This is a genomic window from Erwinia sp. BNK-24-b, from assembly GCF_047456155.1.
Classification (GTDB): Bacteria; Pseudomonadota; Gammaproteobacteria; order Enterobacterales; family Enterobacteriaceae; genus Erwinia; species Erwinia phyllosphaerae.
The window spans coordinates 1,365,407-1,387,130 of sequence record NZ_CP179901.1 but is presented as its reverse complement, the minus strand read 5'-3'; the positions used below and the strand labels follow the sequence as shown (position 1 = coordinate 1,387,130).

The 21,724-nt window shown below is 54.4% G+C and carries 20 protein-coding genes and 1 pseudogene; 11 read left to right on the top strand and 10 right to left on the bottom strand.

The window, feature by feature from the left end:
- Positions 1 to 2: 2 nt before the first annotated feature.
- The gene (locus ACMGGR_RS06295; protein ID WP_414148419.1) at positions 3 to 374 is read right to left on the bottom strand and encodes a YkvA family protein; all 372 of its coding nucleotides are present in this window, start codon (positions 372 to 374) and stop codon (positions 3 to 5) included.
- Between the two features lie 108 nt (positions 375 to 482).
- Here ACMGGR_RS06295 and ACMGGR_RS06290 point away from each other — a divergent pair, with 108 nt between their 5' ends.
- Together ACMGGR_RS06290 and nfo are read left to right on the top strand one after the other, a co-directional pair.
- Positions 483 to 1,529 carry a YeiH family putative sulfate export transporter gene (locus ACMGGR_RS06290; protein WP_414148418.1) on the top strand — a complete coding sequence of 349 codons (1,047 nt, stop codon included), beginning with the start codon at positions 483 to 485 and terminating at the stop codon, positions 1,527 to 1,529.
- A 56-nt stretch (positions 1,530 to 1,585) separates the two neighbouring features.
- Complete coding sequence (gene nfo, locus ACMGGR_RS06285; protein ID WP_246757880.1) at positions 1,586 to 2,428, top strand: deoxyribonuclease IV; 843 nt, start codon at positions 1,586 to 1,588, stop codon at positions 2,426 to 2,428.
- A 210-nt stretch (positions 2,429 to 2,638) separates the two neighbouring features.
- Here nfo and ACMGGR_RS06280 read toward each other — a convergent pair whose 3' ends face one another.
- From ACMGGR_RS06280 to ACMGGR_RS06260, 5 genes and pseudogenes are all read right to left on the bottom strand, one after another.
- A complete protein-coding gene (locus tag ACMGGR_RS06280; RefSeq protein ID WP_414148417.1) occupies positions 2,639 to 2,950 on the bottom strand; it encodes a contact-dependent growth inhibition system immunity protein in 312 nt (103 codons plus the stop codon).
- Between the two features lie 374 nt (positions 2,951 to 3,324).
- Positions 3,325 to 5,030 (bottom strand): annotated as a pseudogene (fruA, locus tag ACMGGR_RS06275) (PTS fructose transporter subunit IIBC).
- A gap of 16 nt (positions 5,031 to 5,046) precedes the next feature.
- Entirely contained in the window at positions 5,047 to 5,985 is a 939-nt protein-coding gene (gene fruK / locus ACMGGR_RS06270) for a 1-phosphofructokinase (protein ID WP_246757884.1), read from the bottom strand.
- Positions 5,982 to 7,115: a fused PTS fructose transporter subunit IIA/HPr protein gene (gene fruB, locus ACMGGR_RS06265; RefSeq protein WP_414148416.1), complete on the bottom strand. Its 1,134-nt coding sequence runs from the start codon at positions 7,113 to 7,115 to the stop codon at positions 5,982 to 5,984. The genes fruK and fruB overlap by 4 nt, the downstream gene beginning before the upstream one ends.
- A 243-nt stretch (positions 7,116 to 7,358) precedes the next feature.
- Positions 7,359 to 7,613 carry a YkgJ family cysteine cluster protein gene (locus ACMGGR_RS06260; protein WP_246757886.1) on the bottom strand — a complete coding sequence of 85 codons (255 nt, stop codon included), beginning with the start codon at positions 7,611 to 7,613 and terminating at the stop codon, positions 7,359 to 7,361.
- A gap of 170 nt (positions 7,614 to 7,783) precedes the next feature.
- On the opposite strand from ACMGGR_RS06260, the gene yeiP reads away from it, so the two are divergent.
- A complete protein-coding gene (gene yeiP / locus ACMGGR_RS06255; RefSeq protein ID WP_246757887.1) occupies positions 7,784 to 8,356 on the top strand; it encodes an elongation factor P-like protein YeiP in 573 nt (190 codons plus the stop codon).
- Positions 8,357 to 8,413: 57 nt separating this feature from the next.
- Here yeiP and ACMGGR_RS06250 read toward each other — a convergent pair whose 3' ends face one another.
- Positions 8,414 to 8,707 (bottom strand): hypothetical protein, encoded by a 294-nt coding sequence (locus tag ACMGGR_RS06250; RefSeq protein ID WP_414148415.1) that lies wholly within the window; start codon positions 8,705 to 8,707, stop codon positions 8,414 to 8,416.
- 97 nt (positions 8,708 to 8,804) lie between these two features.
- Between ACMGGR_RS06250 and ACMGGR_RS06245 the strand changes: the two genes are divergently transcribed.
- From ACMGGR_RS06245 to yejF, 8 genes are all read left to right on the top strand, one after another.
- Positions 8,805 to 9,785 carry a CobW family GTP-binding protein gene (locus ACMGGR_RS06245; protein WP_414148414.1) on the top strand — a complete coding sequence of 327 codons (981 nt, stop codon included), beginning with the start codon at positions 8,805 to 8,807 and terminating at the stop codon, positions 9,783 to 9,785.
- A gap of 39 nt (positions 9,786 to 9,824) precedes the next feature.
- Positions 9,825 to 10,529: a phosphatase PAP2 family protein gene (locus ACMGGR_RS06240; protein WP_246757890.1), complete on the top strand. Its 705-nt coding sequence runs from the start codon at positions 9,825 to 9,827 to the stop codon at positions 10,527 to 10,529.
- A gap of 520 nt (positions 10,530 to 11,049) precedes the next feature.
- Complete coding sequence (gene mepS / locus ACMGGR_RS06235; RefSeq protein ID WP_246757891.1) at positions 11,050 to 11,625, top strand: bifunctional murein DD-endopeptidase/murein LD-carboxypeptidase; 576 nt, start codon at positions 11,050 to 11,052, stop codon at positions 11,623 to 11,625.
- A gap of 324 nt (positions 11,626 to 11,949) precedes the next feature.
- The gene (locus ACMGGR_RS06230) at positions 11,950 to 13,521 is read left to right on the top strand and encodes a cyclic di-GMP phosphodiesterase (RefSeq protein ID WP_246757892.1); all 1,572 of its coding nucleotides are present in this window, start codon (positions 11,950 to 11,952) and stop codon (positions 13,519 to 13,521) included.
- A gap of 107 nt (positions 13,522 to 13,628) precedes the next feature.
- On the top strand, positions 13,629 to 15,437 hold the full coding sequence (locus tag ACMGGR_RS06225; protein ID WP_414148413.1) for an extracellular solute-binding protein: 1,809 nt from the start codon (positions 13,629 to 13,631) through the stop codon (positions 15,435 to 15,437).
- Positions 15,438 to 15,448: 11 nt separating this feature from the next.
- A complete protein-coding gene (locus ACMGGR_RS06220; protein ID WP_246757894.1) occupies positions 15,449 to 16,540 on the top strand; it encodes a microcin C ABC transporter permease YejB in 1,092 nt (363 codons plus the stop codon).
- Entirely contained in the window at positions 16,540 to 17,565 is a 1,026-nt protein-coding gene (locus ACMGGR_RS06215) for a microcin C ABC transporter permease (RefSeq protein WP_414148412.1), read from the top strand. The genes ACMGGR_RS06220 and ACMGGR_RS06215 overlap by 1 nt, the downstream gene beginning before the upstream one ends.
- Positions 17,565 to 19,148: a microcin C ABC transporter ATP-binding protein YejF gene (yejF, locus tag ACMGGR_RS06210; protein ID WP_246757896.1), complete on the top strand. Its 1,584-nt coding sequence runs from the start codon at positions 17,565 to 17,567 to the stop codon at positions 19,146 to 19,148. The genes ACMGGR_RS06215 and yejF overlap by 1 nt, the downstream gene beginning before the upstream one ends.
- A 52-nt stretch (positions 19,149 to 19,200) precedes the next feature.
- Here the strand turns inward: yejF and ACMGGR_RS06205 are convergent, their stop codons facing one another.
- The 3 genes from ACMGGR_RS06205 to rsuA form a co-directional block, all read right to left on the bottom strand.
- Positions 19,201 to 19,533: a YejG family protein gene (locus ACMGGR_RS06205; protein WP_246757897.1), complete on the bottom strand. Its 333-nt coding sequence runs from the start codon at positions 19,531 to 19,533 to the stop codon at positions 19,201 to 19,203.
- A gap of 256 nt (positions 19,534 to 19,789) precedes the next feature.
- Positions 19,790 to 20,989: a Bcr/CflA family multidrug efflux MFS transporter gene (locus ACMGGR_RS06200; protein ID WP_414148411.1), complete on the bottom strand. Its 1,200-nt coding sequence runs from the start codon at positions 20,987 to 20,989 to the stop codon at positions 19,790 to 19,792.
- Positions 20,990 to 20,999: 10 nt separating this feature from the next.
- Positions 21,000 to 21,713, bottom strand: a complete 714-nt coding sequence (gene rsuA, locus ACMGGR_RS06195) for a 16S rRNA pseudouridine(516) synthase RsuA (RefSeq protein WP_246757899.1) — start codon at positions 21,711 to 21,713, stop codon at positions 21,000 to 21,002.
- Positions 21,714 to 21,724: the final 11 nt, after the last annotated feature.

The following is a 21,724-nucleotide window of genomic DNA, read 5'->3' as shown; positions in this document are numbered from 1 at the left end:
CCTCAGCCAGCGTAATGCCTTATCAGCCATACAATGACGGCCAGCCACGCCAGAAGAACAACTGCCAGCCAGAGGCCAGCCCGCTTTTTTTTCTGATATTGTCTGTCGGTGCGCTGCTGGCTGGCAAGCCGAACTTCTTTTGGCAGCAGCCGCAGCAACAGCATGATGCCTGCCGGGACGATAATGGCGTCGTCCAGTAATCCCACTACCGGTATAAAGTCCGGGATAAGATCGATGGGGCTAAAGGCATATATCGCCAGCGCGACGGCCATTCCCTTTTGCCAGAATGGCGTACGAGGATCACGGCAGGCGTACCATAGCGTTAATCCATCCCGACGGATAATCCCTGCCCACTTTCTTAAACGCCTGAACATAATACGCCCTCTTATATCACTTATTCTGGTTAATTATAAATATATAATCAATTTCTCTTTTAAGCCACCCTGACGCATGCTGGGCTTCTTCACTTAAGGAGTCTGGCTATGGCTGAGTTATCGCTGACGCATGTTCGTTTCTCTACGCTGCGCTATGTTAGTGGGCTGGGGCTGGCTATGCTACTGGCAGCCGCCGCGCTTTGGTTAAGCAATCAACCTGCGGTAGCAGCGTCTGGACTGGGCGCATTAACCCTGGCGATGATCGCGGGTATCGTAGCAGGCAATACTTTTTATGGCCGTCTGGCTTCCTGTGATGCTGGCGTACAGCTGGCGAAAAAGCTCTTATTACGTGTCGGCATCGTGCTTTACGGTTTTCGCCTGACCTTTCAGCAAATTGCCGATATCGGCTTTAGCGGCGTGTTGACCGATTTACTGCTGCTCAGTTCGACTTTTCTGCTGGCATGCTGGCTGGGTCGTCGCGTACTGGGGCTGGATCGCGATACCGTCTGGCTGATTGGCGCAGGCAGCAGCATTTGCGGCGCGGCGGCGATTATGGCTACCGAACCGGTCATCAAGGCGGAAGCGCCGAAAGTGGCGATCGCTATCGCTACCGTGGTGCTGTTCGGCACAATTGGCATTTTCCTTTATCCTTTGCTGTGGCACTGGTGCGCTACCGCGCTACCCGGCATTACGCCTGCACAGTGGGGTATTTTTACCGGCTCAACCCTGCACGAGGTCGCTCAGGTGGTCGCTGCCGGGCACGCGGTTAGCCCGGAAACGGAAAATGCCGCGGTCATCACCAAAATGCTGCGAGTAATGCTGCTGGCCCCTTTCCTGCTGATCCTCACTTTTCGCGTGGGTCGCTCGGGGCAGCGAAACCTGCGCCGCATTAGTTTTCCCTGGTTCGCGCTGGGCTTTATCGGCGTGGCGCTCTTTAACTCGCTGCACCTGTTACCGACAGCGCTGGTCAACGAATTTAACAAACTGGATAACTTTTTGCTGGCCGTGGCGATGGCAGCGCTGGGGCTGACCACGCAGTTTAGCCAGCTAAAAAAAGCGGGGATAAAGCCGGTACTGCTGGGCGCTGCGCTGTTTGTGTGGCTGATGGTGGGCGGTGGCGCGATTAACCTGGCTATACAGCATTTGCTGGCATAATTTCTGGCCGTTTCCGGTTATCATGGCCCGCTTTGATAAAATAAAGGAGAGCAGGCATGAAATTTATCGGCGCTCACGTCAGCGCGTCTGGCGGTGTGGATCAGGCGGTGCTGCGCGCCCATGAAATCGAGGCGACGGCTTTTGCGCTTTTTACCAAAAACCAGCGCCAGTGGCGAGCGGCCCCGCTGACCAAAGAGGTGATTTCCGCCTTTCGCAACGCCTGCGAGAAATATCACTACAGCGCGGCGCAAATCCTGCCGCACGACAGTTTTTTAATTAATCTGGGCCATCCGCTGGAAGAAGCGCTGGAAAAGTCGCGCGGTGCTTTTATCGACGAGCTACAGCGCTGCGAACAGCTTGGCCTGTCGCTGCTGAACTTTCATCCCGGCAGCCATTTGCAGCAGATTGATGAAGAAGCCTGCCTGAAACGTATCGCCGAGTCGGTCAATATTGCGCTGGATAAAACTCAGGGGGTCACCGCCGTGATTGAAAATACGGCCGGTCAGGGCAGCAATCTCGGCTTCCGCTTTGAGCATCTGGCCGCAATTATCGACGGCGTGGAAGATAAATCCCGCGTGGGCGTCTGTATTGATACCTGCCACGCTTTCGCGGGCGGCTACGATCTGCGTACCGAAGAAGACTGCGTCAAAACTTTTGCCGAGTTTGAGCGCATCGTAGGCTTCCAGTATCTGCGCGGTATGCACCTGAACGATGCTAAAAGCGCCTTTGCCAGCCGCGTTGACCGCCATCACAGCCTGGGCGAAGGCAACATTGGTAAAACGGCGTTCAGCTGGTTAATGAAGGACAGCCGCTTTGACAACATTCCGCTGATTCTGGAAACGATTAATCCGGATATCTGGAAAGATGAAATCGCCTGGCTGAAGTCAGAGCAGATCTGAAAGGGAATGCGTTCGTCTTGATTCCCGCCAGCTGAAAATTTCTGACCCGAACAATCAGCTTTTATAAAAGACTGGAAACGAGCGGGAAAGAAAAGCAGCGGGTGCCAGGGATGGCACAGGCCGGGCCTGTTAACGTAATTTACTAACTGTTAAATAGTCACCCGGTGTTGCTGTCGAGTGACCAGGCGGCTTAATATCCTCGCTTGAAATTTATATTTCCTTTGAAAGCGACTCAATGACTTTTACTTTTAAAATATCAAGAAATTCAGCTGTTGTTGCCCCCCACAATTGCGGAGAAAACTCGAAACCATAGCGATGTTCAAAGTCTTTTTCTAAATCATCAGCTTCACGATAAAATTGCTCAATATCATCAATCAGCCCTTGCCTGTAAGCAGCGGGAGTTTCTGCTATCCAGACATTAACTTGCGACTCAATACTGTCACCAGGGCCGTGTAGCTCGTAATCCATGCCGAAATAAGTAAAAATCAGGCCATCAAGATTATCTACGTTGATTTTTTTCATTGCTACACCATTGGATAAGCTGTAAGGACGAAATAGACTTTCCCATGCCAGAGCTCAGATTTTAACACAACTCGATTTAACGCTAAATTCAGTGAAAATGATTTAACTCTATTACCTGTCATAACGTAAAAATCATACGCCAGGCGCGCTAGTGAATTACGTAATAGCTTTGGTGATGTGGCCGTAGCTGTCGCTTTTACACACTCAATTCTTATGTAGATATGGATTTCATCTATCGATTGTATCTTCGACAGCTTACACAAAGCATCGGAAGTAAACAAAGCGTAACGCTTACTAAGGTTGTGCACTGCTTTATTCTGCGCAAATAAAAAAAGCGCGGTCGCCCGCGCTTTTTTCTTTACTCAAAACGTCAATCAGGCTTTCGCCAGCTCTGCTTCCGGGCGCTTCAGCACCGCGTAAGAGAGACCCGCTACCAGCGTACCGGCGATAATCGCCAGCAGATAGCCCAGCACCGGGGTGATAGCGCCAGGGATTAGTAGCACAAACAGCCCGCCATGCGGCGCCATCAGCTTCGCGCCAACCCACATAGAGATTGCGCCAGTCAACGCGCCGCCAACAATGCAGCATGGCAGAACGCGCATCGGGTCACGGGCCGCAAAAGGAATTGCGCCTTCCGAGATAAAGCACAGACCCAGTACCAGCGCCGCTTTACCGCCTTCCTGCTGACCTTTGTTGAATTTCTTACGCGCCACCAGCGTCGCCAGGCCCATTGCCAGCGGCGGTACCATACCGCCAGCCATAATCGCGGCCATCGGGGCATAGGTCTGCGAACTGAGCAGGCCAACACCAAACGCATAGGCGACTTTATTCACCGGGCCGCCCATATCAGTACACATCATGCCGCCCAGAATCGCGCCAAGCAGTACCGCGTTTGCCGTGCCCATGTTTGCCAGCCAGTGGGTCAGGCCAGCCATGATTTTCGCTACCGGGCCGCCCACCACGTAGATCATCAGCAGGCCGGTAATTAAACTGGCAAGCAGCGGAATAATCAAAATGGGTTTTAGCGCCTCCATACTTTGCGGCAGCTTCACCTTTGTACTGATCAGCTTCGCGGCGTAACCGGCGATAAAACCGGCGATAATACCGCCAAGGAAACCTGCATTAATGCTGGTAGCGATCATACCGCCAATCAAACCCGGCGTCAGGCCAGGACGGTCAGCGATGGAGAAGGCAATAAAGCCAGCCAGCACCGGTACCATCAGCGCAAATGCACTGCCGCCACCAATCTGCATCAGCGCGGCCGCCAGCGTGCCCTGCTCTTTAAATGCGGTAATACCAAAAGCGAAGGAGAGCGCGATACTCAGGCCGCCCGCTACGACCATCGGCAGCATATAGGAAACGCCGGTCAGCAGATGACGATAGGCGCCTGCGCCCTCTTTTTCTCACCCTGTGCCGCAGGCTGGTTGCCGCCCTGCGGCTGATAAGGTTTAGCCTGCGCCAGCGCCTTGTCGAATTCCTGCGCGGTTTTCTTCAGCGCCAGACCAGTAGAAGTACGGTACATCGGTTTACCGGCAAATTTTGCCAGATCCACTTCAATATCCGCCGCAATAATGACCAGGTCGGCTTCAGCGACTTCTTCTGGTGTAATCGCATTGCCTGCGCCCACGGAACCACGGGTTTCTACCTTCACCCACCAGCCGCGTTTTTTCGCTTCGGTATCAATGGCTTCTGCAGCCATAAAGGTATGCGCCACGCCGGTCGGACAGGCGGTGACGGCTACAATACGCTTAGGGCCGCTGGCGACCACATCGGTAGCAGTGGTAACAGCCGCCGGTTTAGCCACGGCGGGTGCCTGCCAGGTTTTGGCATCGGTTTGCGCTTTTGCCAGTTCAGTTTCCGGCTGACGCAGCAGCGATTCGATATCCGTCTGGTAAACGGTTTTGCCATGCAGATCGATACTGGCAGGCAGCGATTTACCCACCACGATGATCTGTTCGGCTTCAGCCAGGTTTTCCGTCAGCGTCAGCCCTTTTGCCGCCGCGCTCGCTTTAAGAATATTTTTTGCCAGATGGCTGGTAGCCAGCCCCAGCGAAGGATCAAATATCAGCAGCGTTTTCATTATGCCTCTCCTGCTGTCAGTTAAAGGGTTTCAGGTCGACGCGCGCCATCATTGCGGCCAACTGGGTACGATCGGTCACGCCTACGTTGCTCTGGCTGACGGCCAGCGCCGCCACGGCCGTGGCAAGACGCAGCGTGTGTTCGCTGGATTCACGCATCAGCAGGCCGTAAATCAGCCCGCCGACCATAGAATCTCCGGCACCCACGGTACTCACCACCTCACAGGCCGGTGGTTTGGCGATCCATTCGCCTGAAGCGTTAACCCACAGCGCGCCTTCTGCACCCAGAGAGATCACCACGTGGGCGATGCCCTGTTCGCGCAGCGCATGCGCGGCTTCAATAACATCCTGCAGAGTCGGTAACTTGCGCCCGGCCCAGATTTCCAGCTCGCGGCGATTAGGCTTGACCAGCCACGGTGCCGCTTTCAGACCGGCAACCAGCGCTTCGCGGCTGCTGTCAAAAATAATGCAGGGACAGTGCGTGCGTAGCGCGCTCATCCATTCGGTAAACGCGTCCGGGTCTACGCCGCTGGGTAAGCTGCCGCTCACGCAGACCATATCGAACTGGCCCAGCCAGGTCAGGGAATCAGTGGTAAAACGCTCCCAGTCCTGCGGCGTGACTTCAAAACCCGAAAAGTTAAGGTCGGTCACTTCACCATCTTTTTCGGTCAGCTTTACGTTGATGCGGGTACGGCCTTCTACCACCTGAAAACGGTTGGCAATGCCCAAATCGCTGAACAGATGCTGAAAGCCATCCTGGTTCTCTTTGCCCAGGAAACCGCCAACGGTGACGTCGATGCCTAAATCTTTCAGGACCTTCGCTACGTTAATGCCTTTACCAGCGGCGTGCAGGCCGGTGGTTTTCACCAGGTTAACTTCGCCACGCTCGATTTCCGGCGTATAGCCCACCAGATCGTAGGCCGGATTCAGCGTAATAGTTGCTACGCGTCTGCTCATGCTGCACCCTCGCCCAGACCGGCGCTTATCGCTTCGCCAATCGCGTCCAGTGCCGCGCGTGCATCTTCACCGCTGGCAGTGAAGCGCAGGCGGTGCCCTTTCTTCACGCCAAGCGCGACGACTTTCATCAGGCTGCGGCCGTTGGCAGGCTTGCCGCTGCCGTCCAGGTTAGTGACGGTAACGTCGCAGTTAAACTTCTTGATAACGCTGACCAGCGCCGTGCCTGGACGAGCATGTAAGCCGTGCTCATTGCGGATGGTAAATTCTTCCGTCAGCACGTCCGCCTGTTCAGAAACTTCGCTGGTCAGCAGCGCCAGAATCCCGGCAGCATCCGCGCTCAGCAGACGTTCCGCCTGCTGCTTGATCAGCAGATCGCTTAAATAGTTCAGCACGTTCAGCGGCTGCTCGTCGACGACGGCAACGGTGACCAGCAGCGCGGCTTTCTCACCTTCCACTTCAAACGGCGTGGCGCTGCGGCTGACCGCGACGGCGCTGCCCAGATTGCCCGTAGCGCTGTCGTTCAGCCAGATACCCTGCCCCAGGTTCAGCGGGCGGGAGGCGATAACGTGGCTGACAAAGCCGGCATCTACCGCGCCAGCCTGTTGCAGACGGCCAGCGTTTAACGCCTGTAGCGTCATCAGATCGCTGGCGGCAACGTCAGTGGAAATCAGCGAGGTATCAAATTTAAATTCCGTGCCCTGCTTTTCGCCCATCAACAGAGCGCGCAGCGTTTCTGCGGAATCCGTGGTTTTCAGCTGCTCTGCTACACTGTCATCACTCAGCACGTGCGTTAACTGACGCAGCAGCGCCAGATGCTCGTCCGATTTGGCTGCGATACCGATGACAACATAGGCCGTCTGGTCTTCGCCCCAGGCAATGCCCTGTGGGAACTGATAAACCTGCACGCCGGTTTTCAGTACCAGGTCGCGCGTGTCGGTTGTCCCGTGGGGAATAGCGATGCCGTTGCCAAGATAGGTCGACGTCTGCTGCTCGCGGGCCAGCATACCGTTAACGTAGCCTTCGCCAACGTTACCGGCAGAGGTTAAGGCCGCCGCCACCTGGCGAATGGCCTCTTCTTTGTTCCCGGCCGTGGCACCGGGATGAATGGCGATCAGTTCAAGCTGGAACATAGTTCTCCTCGCTGCTTCATTTGAATCGTTTCAGCTATCACCGGGAAAAAAGCGGCTCCCCATGACTAACTGCCTGACAGCGCAACGCTGAAACGTTTCAATCAGTTTGAGCTTTGTTGTCCCGATGTTGCAAGTATTACCGTCAACGGCGTAGCAGATTTTTGAAGCGACGCACACTTCACTTCTCTTTGCAGAAAAAAATCTTTTTCTTCGCGGGATATGCTGATACTTGCTGAAGCCTTTTTAAGGTGCCGTCTGCTCTTCCAGCAACAGTAACCACGTTATCGCTTCTTCGCGGTTGGTTTTGCACATGTCAGCATCGGGTTTCAGGCTGGCGCAAACCGCTGGTCTTAACGGCGAGGTGAAAATTTTGCAGCGTTGCTGCTCGTCCAGCTGAATACAGGGCGTGTTGGCGGGCTTGCCATGCGGCATACCGGGAATGGGGGTAGAAATAGAGGGCGCGGTACAGCAGGCACCACAGTTCGATCGACACTGCATTACTTATCCTCATATTGAAAGCGCGACAATAGCAGGCGCATGCGGGGAATACTATGCTTTCAGAGCGCGGCGCTGCTGGCTTTTCGTCACCGTTAAGCACTTGCCTGAAACCGTCGGCAAGAGTAAGTTGTCGCGAGAATTTCCACCGCCCCTTTTATTGAGATAAGAAAATGCCAAGAGCGAATGAAATTAAAAAAGGCATGGCCGTCAGCTATAACGGTAAGCTGCTGTTAGTAAAAGATATTGACGTGCAAAGCCCCAGCGCACGCGGCGCTTCCACGCTGTATAAAATGCGCTTTACGGATATCCGTACCGGCCTGAAAGTCGAAGAACGTTTTAAAGGCGACGATATTATCGACGCTATTTCGCTAAGCCGTCGTCAGGTTACCTTTTCTTATAAGGATGGCGATGAGTATGTCTTTATGGATGACGAAGACTACACACCTTACGTCTTTAAACAGGAGCAGATTGAAGAAGAGCTGCTGTTTATTCCCGAAGGCGGCATTCCGGGCCTTCAGGTATTAACGATGGATGGCCAGATCCTGGCGCTGGAGCTACCGCAAACGCTGGATATGGAAATTATCGAAACCACGCCCGGTATTAAAGGTGCTTCCGCCAGCGCCCGAACCAAACCCGCTACGATGAGCACGGGTCTGGTGATCCAGGTGCCGGAATATCTCAGCAGCGGCGAACGCATCCGCATTCATATCGCCGAGCGCCGCTATATGGGCCGCGCAGAATAGTTTTCCGATGGCGGTCAACAGATGCACCGCCACAATTGTTATGTTATAACAATTTAACTAGCGATAGTTAATCGTAACAATCCCTTTAGCCTGCCTGCTGTCCAGCCAGCGAACGTCGGTCGTGCCGATGCCGGCCAGGGGTTGACTCCCTGAATGCAGCGAAACGGGCAGAACGATCGTCTGCCCGTTTTGATAGCAAGAAGCGCTGACCTGCGACTGGTTGAGCGACATCCCGCAGCTTTCGCCCATCAGGCTGCCCTGAAAACTAACGGTGCCGGTTGCGCTGGCGGCCAGAACAGGGCTTATCCATACGGACAGAAACAGGGCAAGGGCAAATTTAACATTGCTCATACATACCTCATTTATTAACTTCAGCCTGTTAACCATAGCCGCCAGCTAATTTTTAGCGGCCTGTCAGCGTAATCAGCCTGGTTTTAAGGAAAAAAATATGACGCGGGTCAATCTCATCACTGGTTTTCTGGGCAGCGGTAAAACCACCACGCTCCTGCATCTGCTGGCACAAAAGCCAGAAGGCGAGAAATGGGCGGTACTGGTCAATGAATTTGGTGAAGTGGGTATTGATGGCGCGCTGCTGGCGGAAAGCGGCGCGGTGTTAAAAGAGATCCCCGGCGGCTGCATGTGCTGCGTTAACGGTCTGCCGATGCAGGTTGGTCTGAATATGCTGCTGAAGCAGGCCAGGCCCGATCGCCTGCTGATAGAACCCACCGGGCTGGGCCATCCTAAACAGATCCTCGATTTGCTGGGCGCAGAAGTTTATCAGCCGTGGCTGTCGCTGGACGCCACGCTTTGCCTGCTCGATCCCCGTCAGTTAAATGACGCTCGCGTGGTGGAAAACGAAAACTTCCGCGACCAGCTGGCGGCAGCCGATATTATCGTAGCCAATAAAGAAGATCGCTGGGATGAGGCGACGCTTGCTGCCCTACAGCGCTGGCAGTTGCAGGACGACCCGGCGCGTCCGATTATTCCTGCGCGCTTTGGTGAAATTGCCGTTGAGCTGCTGAGCCGTCCCAGAACTAACCTGCGCGCGTTGCCTCGGGCGGCCCATCATCATACCGCACCCGCTTCGCGGCTGGCGGCGCTTGCCCCTGTTCAGAACACCCGCTGGCGGCGTTCGCTTAACCAGGGCCAGGGCTACTTTTCCTGCGGCTGGGTATTTGATGCCGACACCGTGTTCGATACCGTCGGCCTGCTTGAGTGGGCGCGGCTGGCTCCGGTTAGCCGGGTTAAAGGCGTCATGCGTATTCCGGAAGGTTTGCTGAGTGTTAACCGTCAGGGCGAAGATTTTAACATTGAAACGCGGCAGGCAACGCCGCCGGACAGCCGGATTGAAATCATTCATGAAGAAGAGGCTGACTGGAACAGGCTCCAGGCATCTTTGTTGAAGCTTCGTTTAACTAACGCTGTATAATCTACCCCGTTACTTTTTTCTTAACCTAATTTTAATAAAATGCGCGCAAATAATTTAATTTCTATCCTGGTGCTTAACGTGCTGGGCCTTGCATTGTTTTTCTCCTGGTATTTACCTGCGCACCATGGGTTCTGGTTTACGCTGGATAAGACCATTTTTTACTGGTTTAACGAGCGGCTGGTGACCAATAAAGCGCTGCTGTGGCTGGTGGCTATCACCAATTTCCGTCCTTTTGATGCGGTTTCACTGCTGGCAATGGGCGCGCTCTACTATAGCTTCTGGCGCCGGGAGACGCCGCAGGGCCGCAGGCGCATGCTGGCTATCGGCATTGCTATGCTGCTGACGGCTGTCGTGCTGAACCAGCTGGGCCATTTGATTCCGGTCTCGCATCCCAGCCCAACAAAGTTCTTCCCGGACGTTAATCACGTCACTACCTTAACCGGCATTCCAACCAAAGACGCTTCTTCCGATAGCTTCCCGGGCGATCACGGCATGATGCTGATGATTTTTGCCTGCTTTATGCTGCGTTATTTTGGCCGCCGGGCCTTTTTAATTGCGCTGGCCATCGTGCTGATATTTGCCACGCCGCGCATCATGATTGGCGCGCACTGGTTTACAGATGTAATGGTAGGATCGCTTTCTGTGGTGCTGGTGGGCATGAGCTGGTGGTTAATGACGCCAGGCAGCGATTATCTGGTCAATGCTTTATATCGTCATTTGCCGGGTAAATATAAGCCTGCTTAGTAAATAATAAGCTTTGGTCATAATAAAAAGCCATGGATCGCCAAATTACGGCGCGCTTCATGGCTTTTATTTTGAGACCTACATCCCAAAATCCCACGAAAAGCAAAAGAAATTGTGATGTTTAGGGGGTAGCGAAATACTCTGGCTTTGGTAAAGGTTCAGCAGGTTTAAACTGAATCGCAAAAAAAAGGCCATTTTTTATACTGTAGTGCTATTTCAACCCTCATGTTTTTGCCCTTTTGGCCGATAAAGTAGCCATCTTGCGATCTTACTGTTTCCCGTAATAAAAACCCGGAAAAAAGTCGTTAAAACCCCTCGCCAGCCGGCGGTTAATCGGGTAATCTCATTTTCGATTAGGACAAAGCCGTAAAATATTTCCATTATTTACATTTTAAATTGTGCGTTCGAGCACATTTCAGATGCAGGGAAAGGATTTTACCTTAGTGCGCTAATTAATCTCGTTCCGTTTCGCATAGCTAGCGACTTCTGTCGTTAAGGACTTCAAGGGATCACAAACATAATGGTCAAGTCTCAACCGATTCTGAGATATATCTGGCGGGTGTTACCCGCAGTGGCTCTGGCCACGCTGCTTTCAGCCTGTAGCTCGACGAATACCAGTAACAATGCACAAACTGATACGCATGCAGTTAATGGCCATAACGGCTTTTTACTTCAGGCGTCTCAGGATGAATTCGAACAGATGGTTCAGAATGTGGATATTAAATCCCGCCTGATGGATCAATATTCGGACTGGAAGGGCGTTCGTTACCGTCTTGGCGGTACCAGTAAACGCGGCATTGATTGCTCCGCCTTTGTTCAGACCACGTTCCGTGAACAGTTTGGCCTGGATCTGCCCCGCTCCACCTATGAGCAGGAAGATACCGGCAAAAGCATTCAGCGTAATAAGCTGCGTCCGGGTGATTTAGTGCTGTTTCGCGCCGGTTCTACCGGTCGCCACGTCGGCATTTACCTGGGCAACGATAACTTTGTTCATGCATCCACCAGCAGCGGCGTGATGATTTCCAGCCTTAATGATGTTTACTGGAAAAATCGCTACCGCGAAGCGCGACGAGTTCTGAGCCGTACGCAAAGCTGATCGATCCCTGAAGACTGTGCAAAACGAGAAAGAAAGGCGCTTGCCTTTCGCTATGACAAACCCCGTCCTGTACGGGGTTTTTCTTTGTCTGCGGCTTTTTTCGCGCAGAATAAACTCGCTTATTCTCTGTCGGTAAATTATTTGTCTTTCCCTTAACAGGGCGCATAACCGCCTGTGCAGAAACAAACTATTAAAAAACCGAACCTAATCATAATAATATGAAGACAAATGACGCTTTCCCGGTATATCCTGCCATATTGAAACGGGCGTCTGTTGTGCAGGACAGCGCAATAACTAAACGGGCACTCACGGGAGACAAACCCCATGCCACTCTCATCAAGCCTTACGCGGCCCCTTCTCAATCCTCGCAAGATTGCCTGCTTCAGTGCGACCCTTGGCTTACTCTTTTTTCTGTTATCTGCCCTTATCGCTCTGCTGCTTGTTGCCCAGCACCGCGCTAATAATCACGACAAGCTGGCTAAAAGAAGTCAGGACTATGTCCAGAATCTGTTTGATGAGCTAAAACAAAACCTCTTGCCGCTGCAAACGTTGCCCCATCTTTCCTGCGACGCAGTTAAAGACACGCTGACCCGCCATACCGCTGTTAATGAAAATATCCAGACTATCTGGCTGGTAGATAATAATCAGGCCTGGTGTTCTTCTACGACCGATGAGATGCAGCAGGATATCCACCGGCTTTCACCCGAGACGGATACGCGAAAAGCGATTGATATTCGCCTGGTGGCCGCCACGCCGCTGGCCCCCGAAAAACCGGCTCTGGAGCTCTGGCTAAAAGGTGATGAAGCAGGAAAAGGGGTGCTGGTCACGCTGGGTATTAACCTTACGCCCTACCTGCTCTATACCGCCGGACAGCATGAAATAAACGGCATGGCTATTATCACCGGCGATAAAGCGATCACCAGCTGGGAGCAGCGCTTTGTTAGCAGCCATTCGCTGCCTGCCAACCCGCTCAGAACGATTATGCTGCCCGGCTATCCCTTCCAGCTGGCAATCTACGGCGACAGGTTATCCGTCGGCGATATCAATATTGTCCTGCTGGTGGGTCTACTGCTTGGCCTGACGGGCGGTTTCAGTAGCCTGCTGGTTATGACGCAGTACTGGCGGCCAGGCCGGGAAATTTTACAGGGTATCCGGCGCGGCGAGTTTCACGTCGAGTATCAGCCGGTCATCGCGGCGGTCAGCGGCGACGTTTGCGGGCTGGAAGCGCTACTGCGCTGGACGCATCCCGTTGCGGGTGCCATTCCTCCCGATAGCTTTATCCGCTATGCCGAAAATAAAAATTTGATCGTGCCGCTAACTCGCCACCTGTTTGAACTGGTGGCGCGCGACTGCCACGAGCTGCGCCATGAGATCCCAGCCGGAACCGGCCTGAATCTTAATCTTTCACCCGCGCATCTGAGCGATAAAGAGTTTTACCATGACGTTACTCGCTGGCTGGAAGCGATGCCGCAAAATCACTTCAGCTACGTTTTTGAGATTACCGAACGAACCATGGTGGAGACGCGCAACGCCCAGGACATTTTTGACTGGCTGCGCAGCAAAAATATCCGCATTGCGCTGGATGATTTTGGCACTGGCCACAGTGCCCTGATCTATCTCGAAAAATTCCGCTTTGACTATCTTAAAATTGACCGTGGCTTTGTGAAGAACATTGCCAGAGAGTCGTTTACTTCCCCGGTACTGGATGCCGTACTGGCGCTGGCTAAAAAACTCAATCTGCATACCGTGGCGGAAGGGGTGGAAACGGGCGAGCAGGCCCGCTGGCTCCGCCATCGCGGCGTCTGTCATTTCCAGGGTTTTTTGTTCAGCCGACCGCGCACGGTAGCGCAGCTGATTGAGTATTTTCAGCGGCCCCCTGCCCCGGTCGAGAGTTAAAAGATTGCGCTACGCTGCCTGAAAGCGTAAAAAGCCGTTTGGGCGCATTATTTTTGCCGTGCTGCTCCGGGCACGGCGCTGCATTTTGTCTGGAGTAGGTTAACGACATGATTTTCCGCTGCTTTGGTTTGCTACTGTTCTGTTTAACCGCGACGGCGGCACAAGCTGAGAATATTAATGAAAGCTATGCTTTTGCCCAGCTTGGCGAGCCGAAATATGCCGTCAACTTTACGCATTATGATTACGTCAATCCGGCCGCGCCAAAAGGCGGTAACATTACGCTTTCCGCTATCGGCACCTTTGATAATTTCAACCGCTTCGCCTCACGCGGCAATCCCGCCATGGGAACGGATACGCTTTATGACACGCTGTTTGTCAATTCTGACGATGAGGCGGGCAGCTATTACCCGCTGATTGCCGAATTTGCTCGCTATCCGGACAGTTACCGCTGGGTGGAAATCACGCTTAACCCGCAGGCCCGTTTCCAGGATGGCTCGCCGATCGCCGCAGAAGATGTCGCCTTCACCTTTCATAAATTTATGACGGAAGGCGTGCCGCAGTTTCGCGTGTTTTATAAGGGCGTAACGGCAAAGGCTATCTCTCGGCTGACGGTACGCCTTGAACTGCCCGCCAGTAATAAAGACATGATGCTGTCGCTGCTGTCGCTGCCCGTATTCCCAAAGAAGTTCTGGAAAGATCATAACCTTGGTGAACCCCTGGCACAGCCGCCGTTAGGCAGCGGGCCTTACCGCATCAGTGCTTACAAGATGGGCCAGTCCATTACCTGGTCGCGCGTTAAGGATTACTGGGCCGCCAACCTGCCGGTGAACAAAGGGCGTTTTAATTTCGATACGCTGCGTTACGACTATTATCTTGATGACAACGTGGCGTTTGAAGCTTTTAAAGCGGGGTCTTTTGATTTCCGCGCCGAGGGTTCGGCAAAAAAATGGGCCACGCAGTATCGCGGTAAAAACTTTGAAAATCATTATATTGTGAAAGATGAGAAGCCAAACACCGTGGCAACGGCAACCAGCTGGCTCGCTTTCAACGTTCAAAAACCGCAGTTTGCCGATCGGCGAGTGCGTGAAGCGCTGTCGCTGGCGTTCGATTTTGAATGGATGAATAAGGCGCTGTTTTACGGTGCCTATAAGCGAACCCAGAGCTATTTCCAGAATACCGACTATGCGGCAACCGGCTATCCGGATGCGAAAGAGCTGGAGATCCTGGCGCCGTTTAAAGGCAAAATTCCCGACGACGTTTTCTCACAGCGCTTTCAGCCTTCCCACACCGACGGCAGCGGCTACGATCGCGCCAGCCTGCTTAAGGCCACCGACCTGCTGAAGCAGGCAGGCTGGGAGCTGAAAAATCAGCGGCTGGTCAACGTGGCCAGCGGCAAGCCTTTTACCTTTGAACTGCTTTTGCGCAGCGGCGGCAGCGACCAGTGGGTACTGCCTTTTCAGCACAACCTGGCCCGTCTGGGCATCAATCTGGTGATTCGCCAGGTAGACAGTTCTCAATATCTGGCGCGGCTGCGTAAGAGCGACTTCGATATGCTGACATCGCCTTATCCGGCAATGCCTTATCCTGATACTAACCTACAAATTTACTGGTCAAGCGCCTATCTGAATTCCAGCTATAACCGTCCGCACGTTTCCAGCCCGGTACTCGACCAGCTGATTGAGCAAATCAATCAGCACCAGGGCGATAAAACGGCATTGCTGCCGCTGGGCCGCGCGCTCGACCGGGTGCTGCTATGGAACTATTACATGATCCCAATGTGGTACAGCGCCAACGATCGCTACGCCTACTGGGATAAATTTTCTATGCCTGCCGCGCGGCCAGCCTATTCGCTGGGTTTTGACAGCTGGTGGTATGACGTCAACAAGGCCGCGCGTTTGCCGGCCCAGCGTCGTTAAGGAGTCAGGTTTTGGGCGCTTACCTGCTACGCAGACTTTTACTGGTGATCCCTACGCTGTGGGCGATCATTACCATTAACTTTTTTATTGTGCAGATTGCGCCGGGCGGCCCGGTCGACCAGGCGCTGGCCAATATCGAATTTGGCCAGTCCACCGGCATGCCCGGCTCTGGCAATACGCCGCAGCACCAGGGGCGCAATACGCTCAACGCGCAGCCGGGCGACAGCCAGTATCGCGGGTCGCGCGGTCTGGATCCGGAAGTGGTAGCCGAAATCACTAAGCGCTACGGTTTCGATAAGCCGATGTATCAGCGCTATCTGGATATGCTGTGGAACTATGTCCGCTTTGATTTCGGCGACAGCCTGTTTCGCAGCAGCTCGGTAGTGCAGCTGATTAAAGAAAGCCTGCCGGTTTCGGTTTCGCTCGGGCTGTGGAGCACGCTGATCATTTATCTGGTGTCGATTCCGCTCGGCATCCGCAAAGCCATTCATAACGGTAGCGCTTTCGATATCTGGAGCAGCTCGCTGATTATTATCGGCTACGCTATTCCCTCGTTTCTGTTCGCCACGCTGCTGATTGTGCTATTCGCTGGCGGCAGCTATCTGGACTGGTTTCCGCTGCGCGGCCTGGTCTCCCCGCAGTTCGACACGCTGCCGTGGTACGACAAAATCACCGATTATCTCTGGCATATTACGCTGCCCGTGCTGGCGACGGTGATCGGCGGTTTTGCCACCTTGACTATGCTGACCAAAAACTCGTTTCTGGATGAGATTCGCAAACAGTATGTGGTGACGGCGCGCGCCAAGGGGCTGGATGAGAAGAAAATTCTTTATCGGCACGTTTTTCGTAACGCCATGCTGTTAGTGATTGCCGGTTTTCCGGCCACCTTTATCAGCATGTTTTTTACCGGTTCGCTGCTGATCGAGGTGATGTTTTCCTTAAATGGCCTGGGCCTGCTGGGCTATGACTCCACTATTCAGCGTGATTATCCGGTGATGTTTGGCACGCTTTATATCTTTACCCTGATTGGCCTGCTGCTGAATATCCTCAGCGACATCACCTATACGCTGGTCGATCCGCGCATTGATTTTGAGGGACGCTGATGAGCCGATTAAGCCCCGTAAACCAGGCGCGCTGGCAGCGATTTCGTCATAACCGTCGCGGCTACTGGTCGCTGTGGATTTTTGCCGTGCTGTTCGTGCTCTGCTTAGGATCGGAACTGCTGGCCAACGACAAACCGCTGCTGGTGCATTACGAAAACCGCTTCTATTTTCCGCTGCTGGTGAACTACAGCGAAAGCGACTTTGGCGGCCAGCTGGCGACCGCCGCGGATTACCAGGATCCGTGGCTCAAATCCCGTCTTGATCAAAAAGGCTGGGCTATCTGGGCACCGGTACGCTTTGGCGACGGCACCATCAATTTTGCCTCCAGCGTTCCCTTCCCTTCTCCTCCTTCAACGGTGAACTGGCTGGGCACCGATGCCAACGGCGGCGACGTGCTGGCCCGCATCCTGTACGGTACGCGCATTTCGCTGCTGTTTGGGCTGATGCTGACGCTGATTTCCAGCATCGTCGGCGTCATAGTCGGTGCCTGTCAGGGCTACTACGGTGGCCGGGTCGATCTGTGGGGCCAGCGCTTTATCGAAGTCTGGTCCGGCATGCCGACGCTGTTTTTAATTATCCTGCTGTCCAGCGTGATCCAGCCCGGCTTCTGGTGGCTGCTGGCTATCAGCGTGCTGTTTGGCTGGATGCAGCTGGTTGGCGTAGTGCGCGCCGAATTTCTGCGCGCGCGCAATTTTGATTATATTCGTGCCGCGCAGGCGCTGGGCGTTGGCGACAGAACCATTATGCTGCGCCATATTTTACCCAACGCGATGGTCGCGACGCTGACCTATCTGCCGTTTATTCTCTGCGGGTCGATCACGACGCTGACCTCGCTGGACTTCCTCGGCTTTGGCCTGCCGCTGGGCTCGCCCTCGCTGGGCGAGCTGCTGCTGCAAGGCAAAAATAATCTTCAGGCCCCGTGGCTGGGCATGGCCGCGTTCTTCTCGCTGGCGATTTTGCTGTCGCTGTTGATTTTTATCGGTGAGGCGGTGCGTGACGCCTTCGATCCCAGTAAGGTGCACTAATGTCGCTGCTGACCGTCAACAATTTAAGCATCGCTTTTCGCCAGTCCGGCGTCGATCGTCAGGTTGTCGATAATCTTTCGCTGAGTGTGGATGCTGGCGAAACGCTGGCGCTGGTGGGCGAATCGGGTTCGGGTAAAAGCGTGACGGCGCTGTCGATGATGCGCCTGCTGCCTTCGCCGCCGGTAATCTATCCGCAGGGCGAAATCCTGTTTGCAGGCCAGGACGTGCTGAAAGCCGATGAGCGTACGCTGCGCGGCCTGCGCGGCAACCGGATGGCGATGATTTTTCAGGAACCGATGGTGTCGCTAAACCCGCTGCACAGTATCGAAAAGCAACTGTATGAGGTACTGGCCCTGCACCGCGGCATGCGTGCGGTGGCGGCCAGAGCGGAAATTATCAGCTGTCTGGATCGCGTGGGCATCCGGCAGCCAGCAAAGCGCTTAGGCGATTTTCCTCATCAGCTTTCCGGCGGTGAACGCCAGAGGGTGATGATTGCGATGGCGCTGTTAACGCAGCCTCAGCTGCTCATTGCCGACGAGCCGACGACCGCGCTGGATGTCACCGTGCAGGCGCAGATTCTGGTGTTGCTGAAAGAGCTGAAGCAAGAGATGAATATGGGCCTGCTGTTTATTACCCATAACCTGAATATTGTGCGGCAGCTGGCGGATAACGTGCTGGTGATGCGCAACGGCCAGGCGGTAGAAAGCAACACCACTCGCCAGCTGTTCAGCGCGCCCGAGCATCCTTATACCCGCACGCTGCTGGATGCAGAGCCGGAAGGCAGCCCCGATCCGGCCGACGACAGTGCGCCGCCGCTGCTGCGAGTCAGTAACTTAAGCGTTGCCTTTCCGATTAAGAAAGGCCTGCTCAGACGCGTAGTTGATAGCCACCAGGCACTGCGTGCGCTGAGCTTTGAGCTTCGCCCTGGCGAAAGTTTGGGGCTGGTGGGCGAATCCGGCTCCGGCAAAAGTACCACCGGGCTGGCACTGCTGCGGCTTATCGCGTCAGAAGGTGAAATCTGGTTCGACGGTCGGCCGCTGCATCAGTGGGATCGCCGGAAAATGCTGCCGGTACGCCGCCAGATCCAGGTCGTGTTTCAGGATCCTAATTCGGCGCTGAACCCCAGGCTGGATGTTCAGCAGATTATTGCCGAAGGATTACAGGTGCATCAGCCCGATCTGGGCGCGGAACAGCGCGAAGCCCTGGTGATCAAAGCTATGCAGGAGGTTGGCCTCGATCCCGCTACGCGCCATCGCTATCCCGCAGAATTTTCCGGCGGCCAGCGGCAGCGTATCGCTATCGCCCGCGCCTTAATTTTGCAGCCAAAGCTGATCGTACTGGACGAGCCGACCTCCTCTCTGGATCGCTCGGTGCAGAAGCAGATCCTGGCCCTGCTGAAAAAACTTCAGCAGGATCATCGTCTTGCCTATATCTTTATCAGCCACGATTTGCGGGTGGTGCGATCTTTATGCCACCAGCTAGTGGTGTTAAAGCAGGGAGAGGTGGTAGAACAAGGCAGCTGCGAAGCCGTGTTTACCGCGCCGCAGGCACCTTACACGCAGCAGCTGATTGCACTTGCCTGAGCCGACAGGCTCAGGCTCAGGCTCAGGCTCAGGCTCAGGCTCAGGCTCAGGCTCAGGCGGGTATATTATTAAAGGTTTCGGCGATGCCAACGCCAAAGTTTTTCAGGCGGCAGGTAGTGGTGCACTCGTCGTTACGTGCAACAAAAAGGCATGGCTCGCCTTCCCATTCCACAACGGAGCAGTCGAGCTGAATCTCTGCCAGCGCTTCCTTCAGCATCTGCATAATATCCCAGGCCTGTCTGCCCTGATGGCTAAGCAGGCTCAGGCCCACCAGATCGCTTTCTGTTTCCGCACTGCCAGGCAGGTGCGGCTCGGGGCGGTTTTCCGCGCCCCAGCGGTAGTGTTGTGGTAAGCGATGTACCACTGAATGTTGTAATCTGTTCACCCCTACCCCCCAGACCGTATCTGACGCTATCATCATGGCTGCCCTTGTGGCCTTCCCCTACCCGTCTACGAAGGTTATAGGGGTACCCGGCGTTTTTATGTTTATCGGCTTATCGTCGCACAGACAACGCGATCGCTCTCACATTTGTTGCATAAAAGTAATTTTAAGCAAAGCTATTTTTACAATGACATAACATTATAGCGCGTTAATGGGAAAAAACCGGAAAGAATAGCCTTCCGGTTTTGGGCAGAAGAGGTCAGGCAGCGGCGTTTTTGCGCGGGCGTGTAGCGTAGATAAACAGCATGATTGAGAGCGTGGCGCAGATAAAAATCGAGCCGACCATCGGCCAGGCGCTGTTGAAGGTGAAGGTGGAAAGTAGCGCCCCAACCAACGCGCCGACGCCAAAACGCAGCGTGCCCGCCAGCGAAGAAGCTGTTCCGGCCATATGCGGAAACTCTTCCAGAATCACCGCCATCGCGTTTGAGGAAACCATAGCAACGCAGCCGATAAACATGGCCACGCCCAGCACCAGTGGCATAAAGCCAAGGTTCAACGCGCTGACCACTACCAGCCAGACGCCCATCGTGAACTGAATCAGCAGCCCACAGCGAAACATCGCCAGCGGGCCGAAACGGCGTACCGAACGGCTGTTAATGAGCGTCATCAGAAACAGGAAAACCACGTTCAGCGCAAAGTAATAACCGAAATCCTGCGGCGAAATATGGTTCAGCTCAATATAGACAAAAGGCCCGACGTTCAGAAAAGAGAACAGACCGGCGAAGGAAAAACCGCTGGCCAGCATGTAGCTGAACACGCGCTTGTGGCGAAACAGCGACAGAAAGTTACGCAGCGTGGTGCGCATATTAAACTTTTGCCGCTTGTCGTGCGGTAGCGTCTCTTTAATTTGCGTTACCACCAGCACCGTGGTTACCACGGCGGCCAGCGAAATCGTCCAGAAAATGGCGTGCCAGCTCCACAGCAGCAGCAGCCAGCCGCCGACTATCGGTGCCATCAGCGGCGCGATGGTGGTGACCAGCATCACAAAGGACATCATGCGCGAAAACTCCTCTTTCGAGTAGCTGTCACGCATTAAGGCGCTTATCACCACGCTGCCCGCCGCCGCCGACAGGCCATGCAGCAAACGCATGGCAATCAGCTGGTCAATGGTTTGCGACATGGCGCAGGCCGCCGCCGCCACGGCAAAAATCAGCGTACCGGCCCCGATGACCGGTTTGCGGCCAAAGCTGTCGGCCAGCGGGCCATAAACCAGCTGGCCCAGCGCGAAGCCCAGAATGTAAATATTCAGCGTCATCTGCACGCTGCCGGCCGACACGCCAAACTCGCGGGCAATTTGCGGGAGCGCAGGCAAATACATATCAATCGACAGCGGCATCAACATGGCCAGCAGCCCAAGGATAATCACCAGCCCCATCGAAGAGTTTTTTTCCTTACGCACCCGAAATTCCTTATTTTAATTCAGCAGGCAGGCCAACGCTGGCAATCTCTTCCGCCGTCAGCGCGCGATACTCGCCTGGCTCCAGATCCTCATCCAGCGCGATCTCGCCGATACGTTCACGATGCAGCGCCACCACGTGGTTGCCTACCGCAGCAAACATACGTTTTACCTGATGGTAACGCCCTTCGCTGATGGTCAGACGTACCTGATTTTCGCTGACGACTTCCAGCGTGGCGGGTTTGGTGAGATCTTTTTCATTATGCAACTGCACGCCGGCGGCAAACTGCTGCGCCGTGTCGTCCGCCAGCGGATTTTCCAGCGTCACCAGATAGGTTTTTTCACAATGGTGGCGAGGCGACGTAATGCGGTGCGACCATTGGCCATCATCGGTCATCAGCACCAGGCCCGTGGTGTCGATATCCAGCCGCCCGGCCGCGTGTAGCTTATACGCGGTGGGTTCTGCCAGAAAGTAGAGCACCGTCGGGTGATCCGGATCGTCCGTTGAGCAGACGTAGCCCTGCGGCTTGTTCAGCATAAAATAGCGCGGGCCGAGCTGCAGCTGCAGCAGATTGCCGTCATATTCCACTTCGCTTTCCGGGCCAAGCTTAAAAGAGCCGTCGCGTACCACTTCGCCGTCTACCGTTACTTTACGCGCGCGCAGCTCGCGAGCGGCAATTGCCCGGCTGACTTCCAGTTGCTGAGATAAAAATTTGTCGAGTCGCATTAAATCTGCAC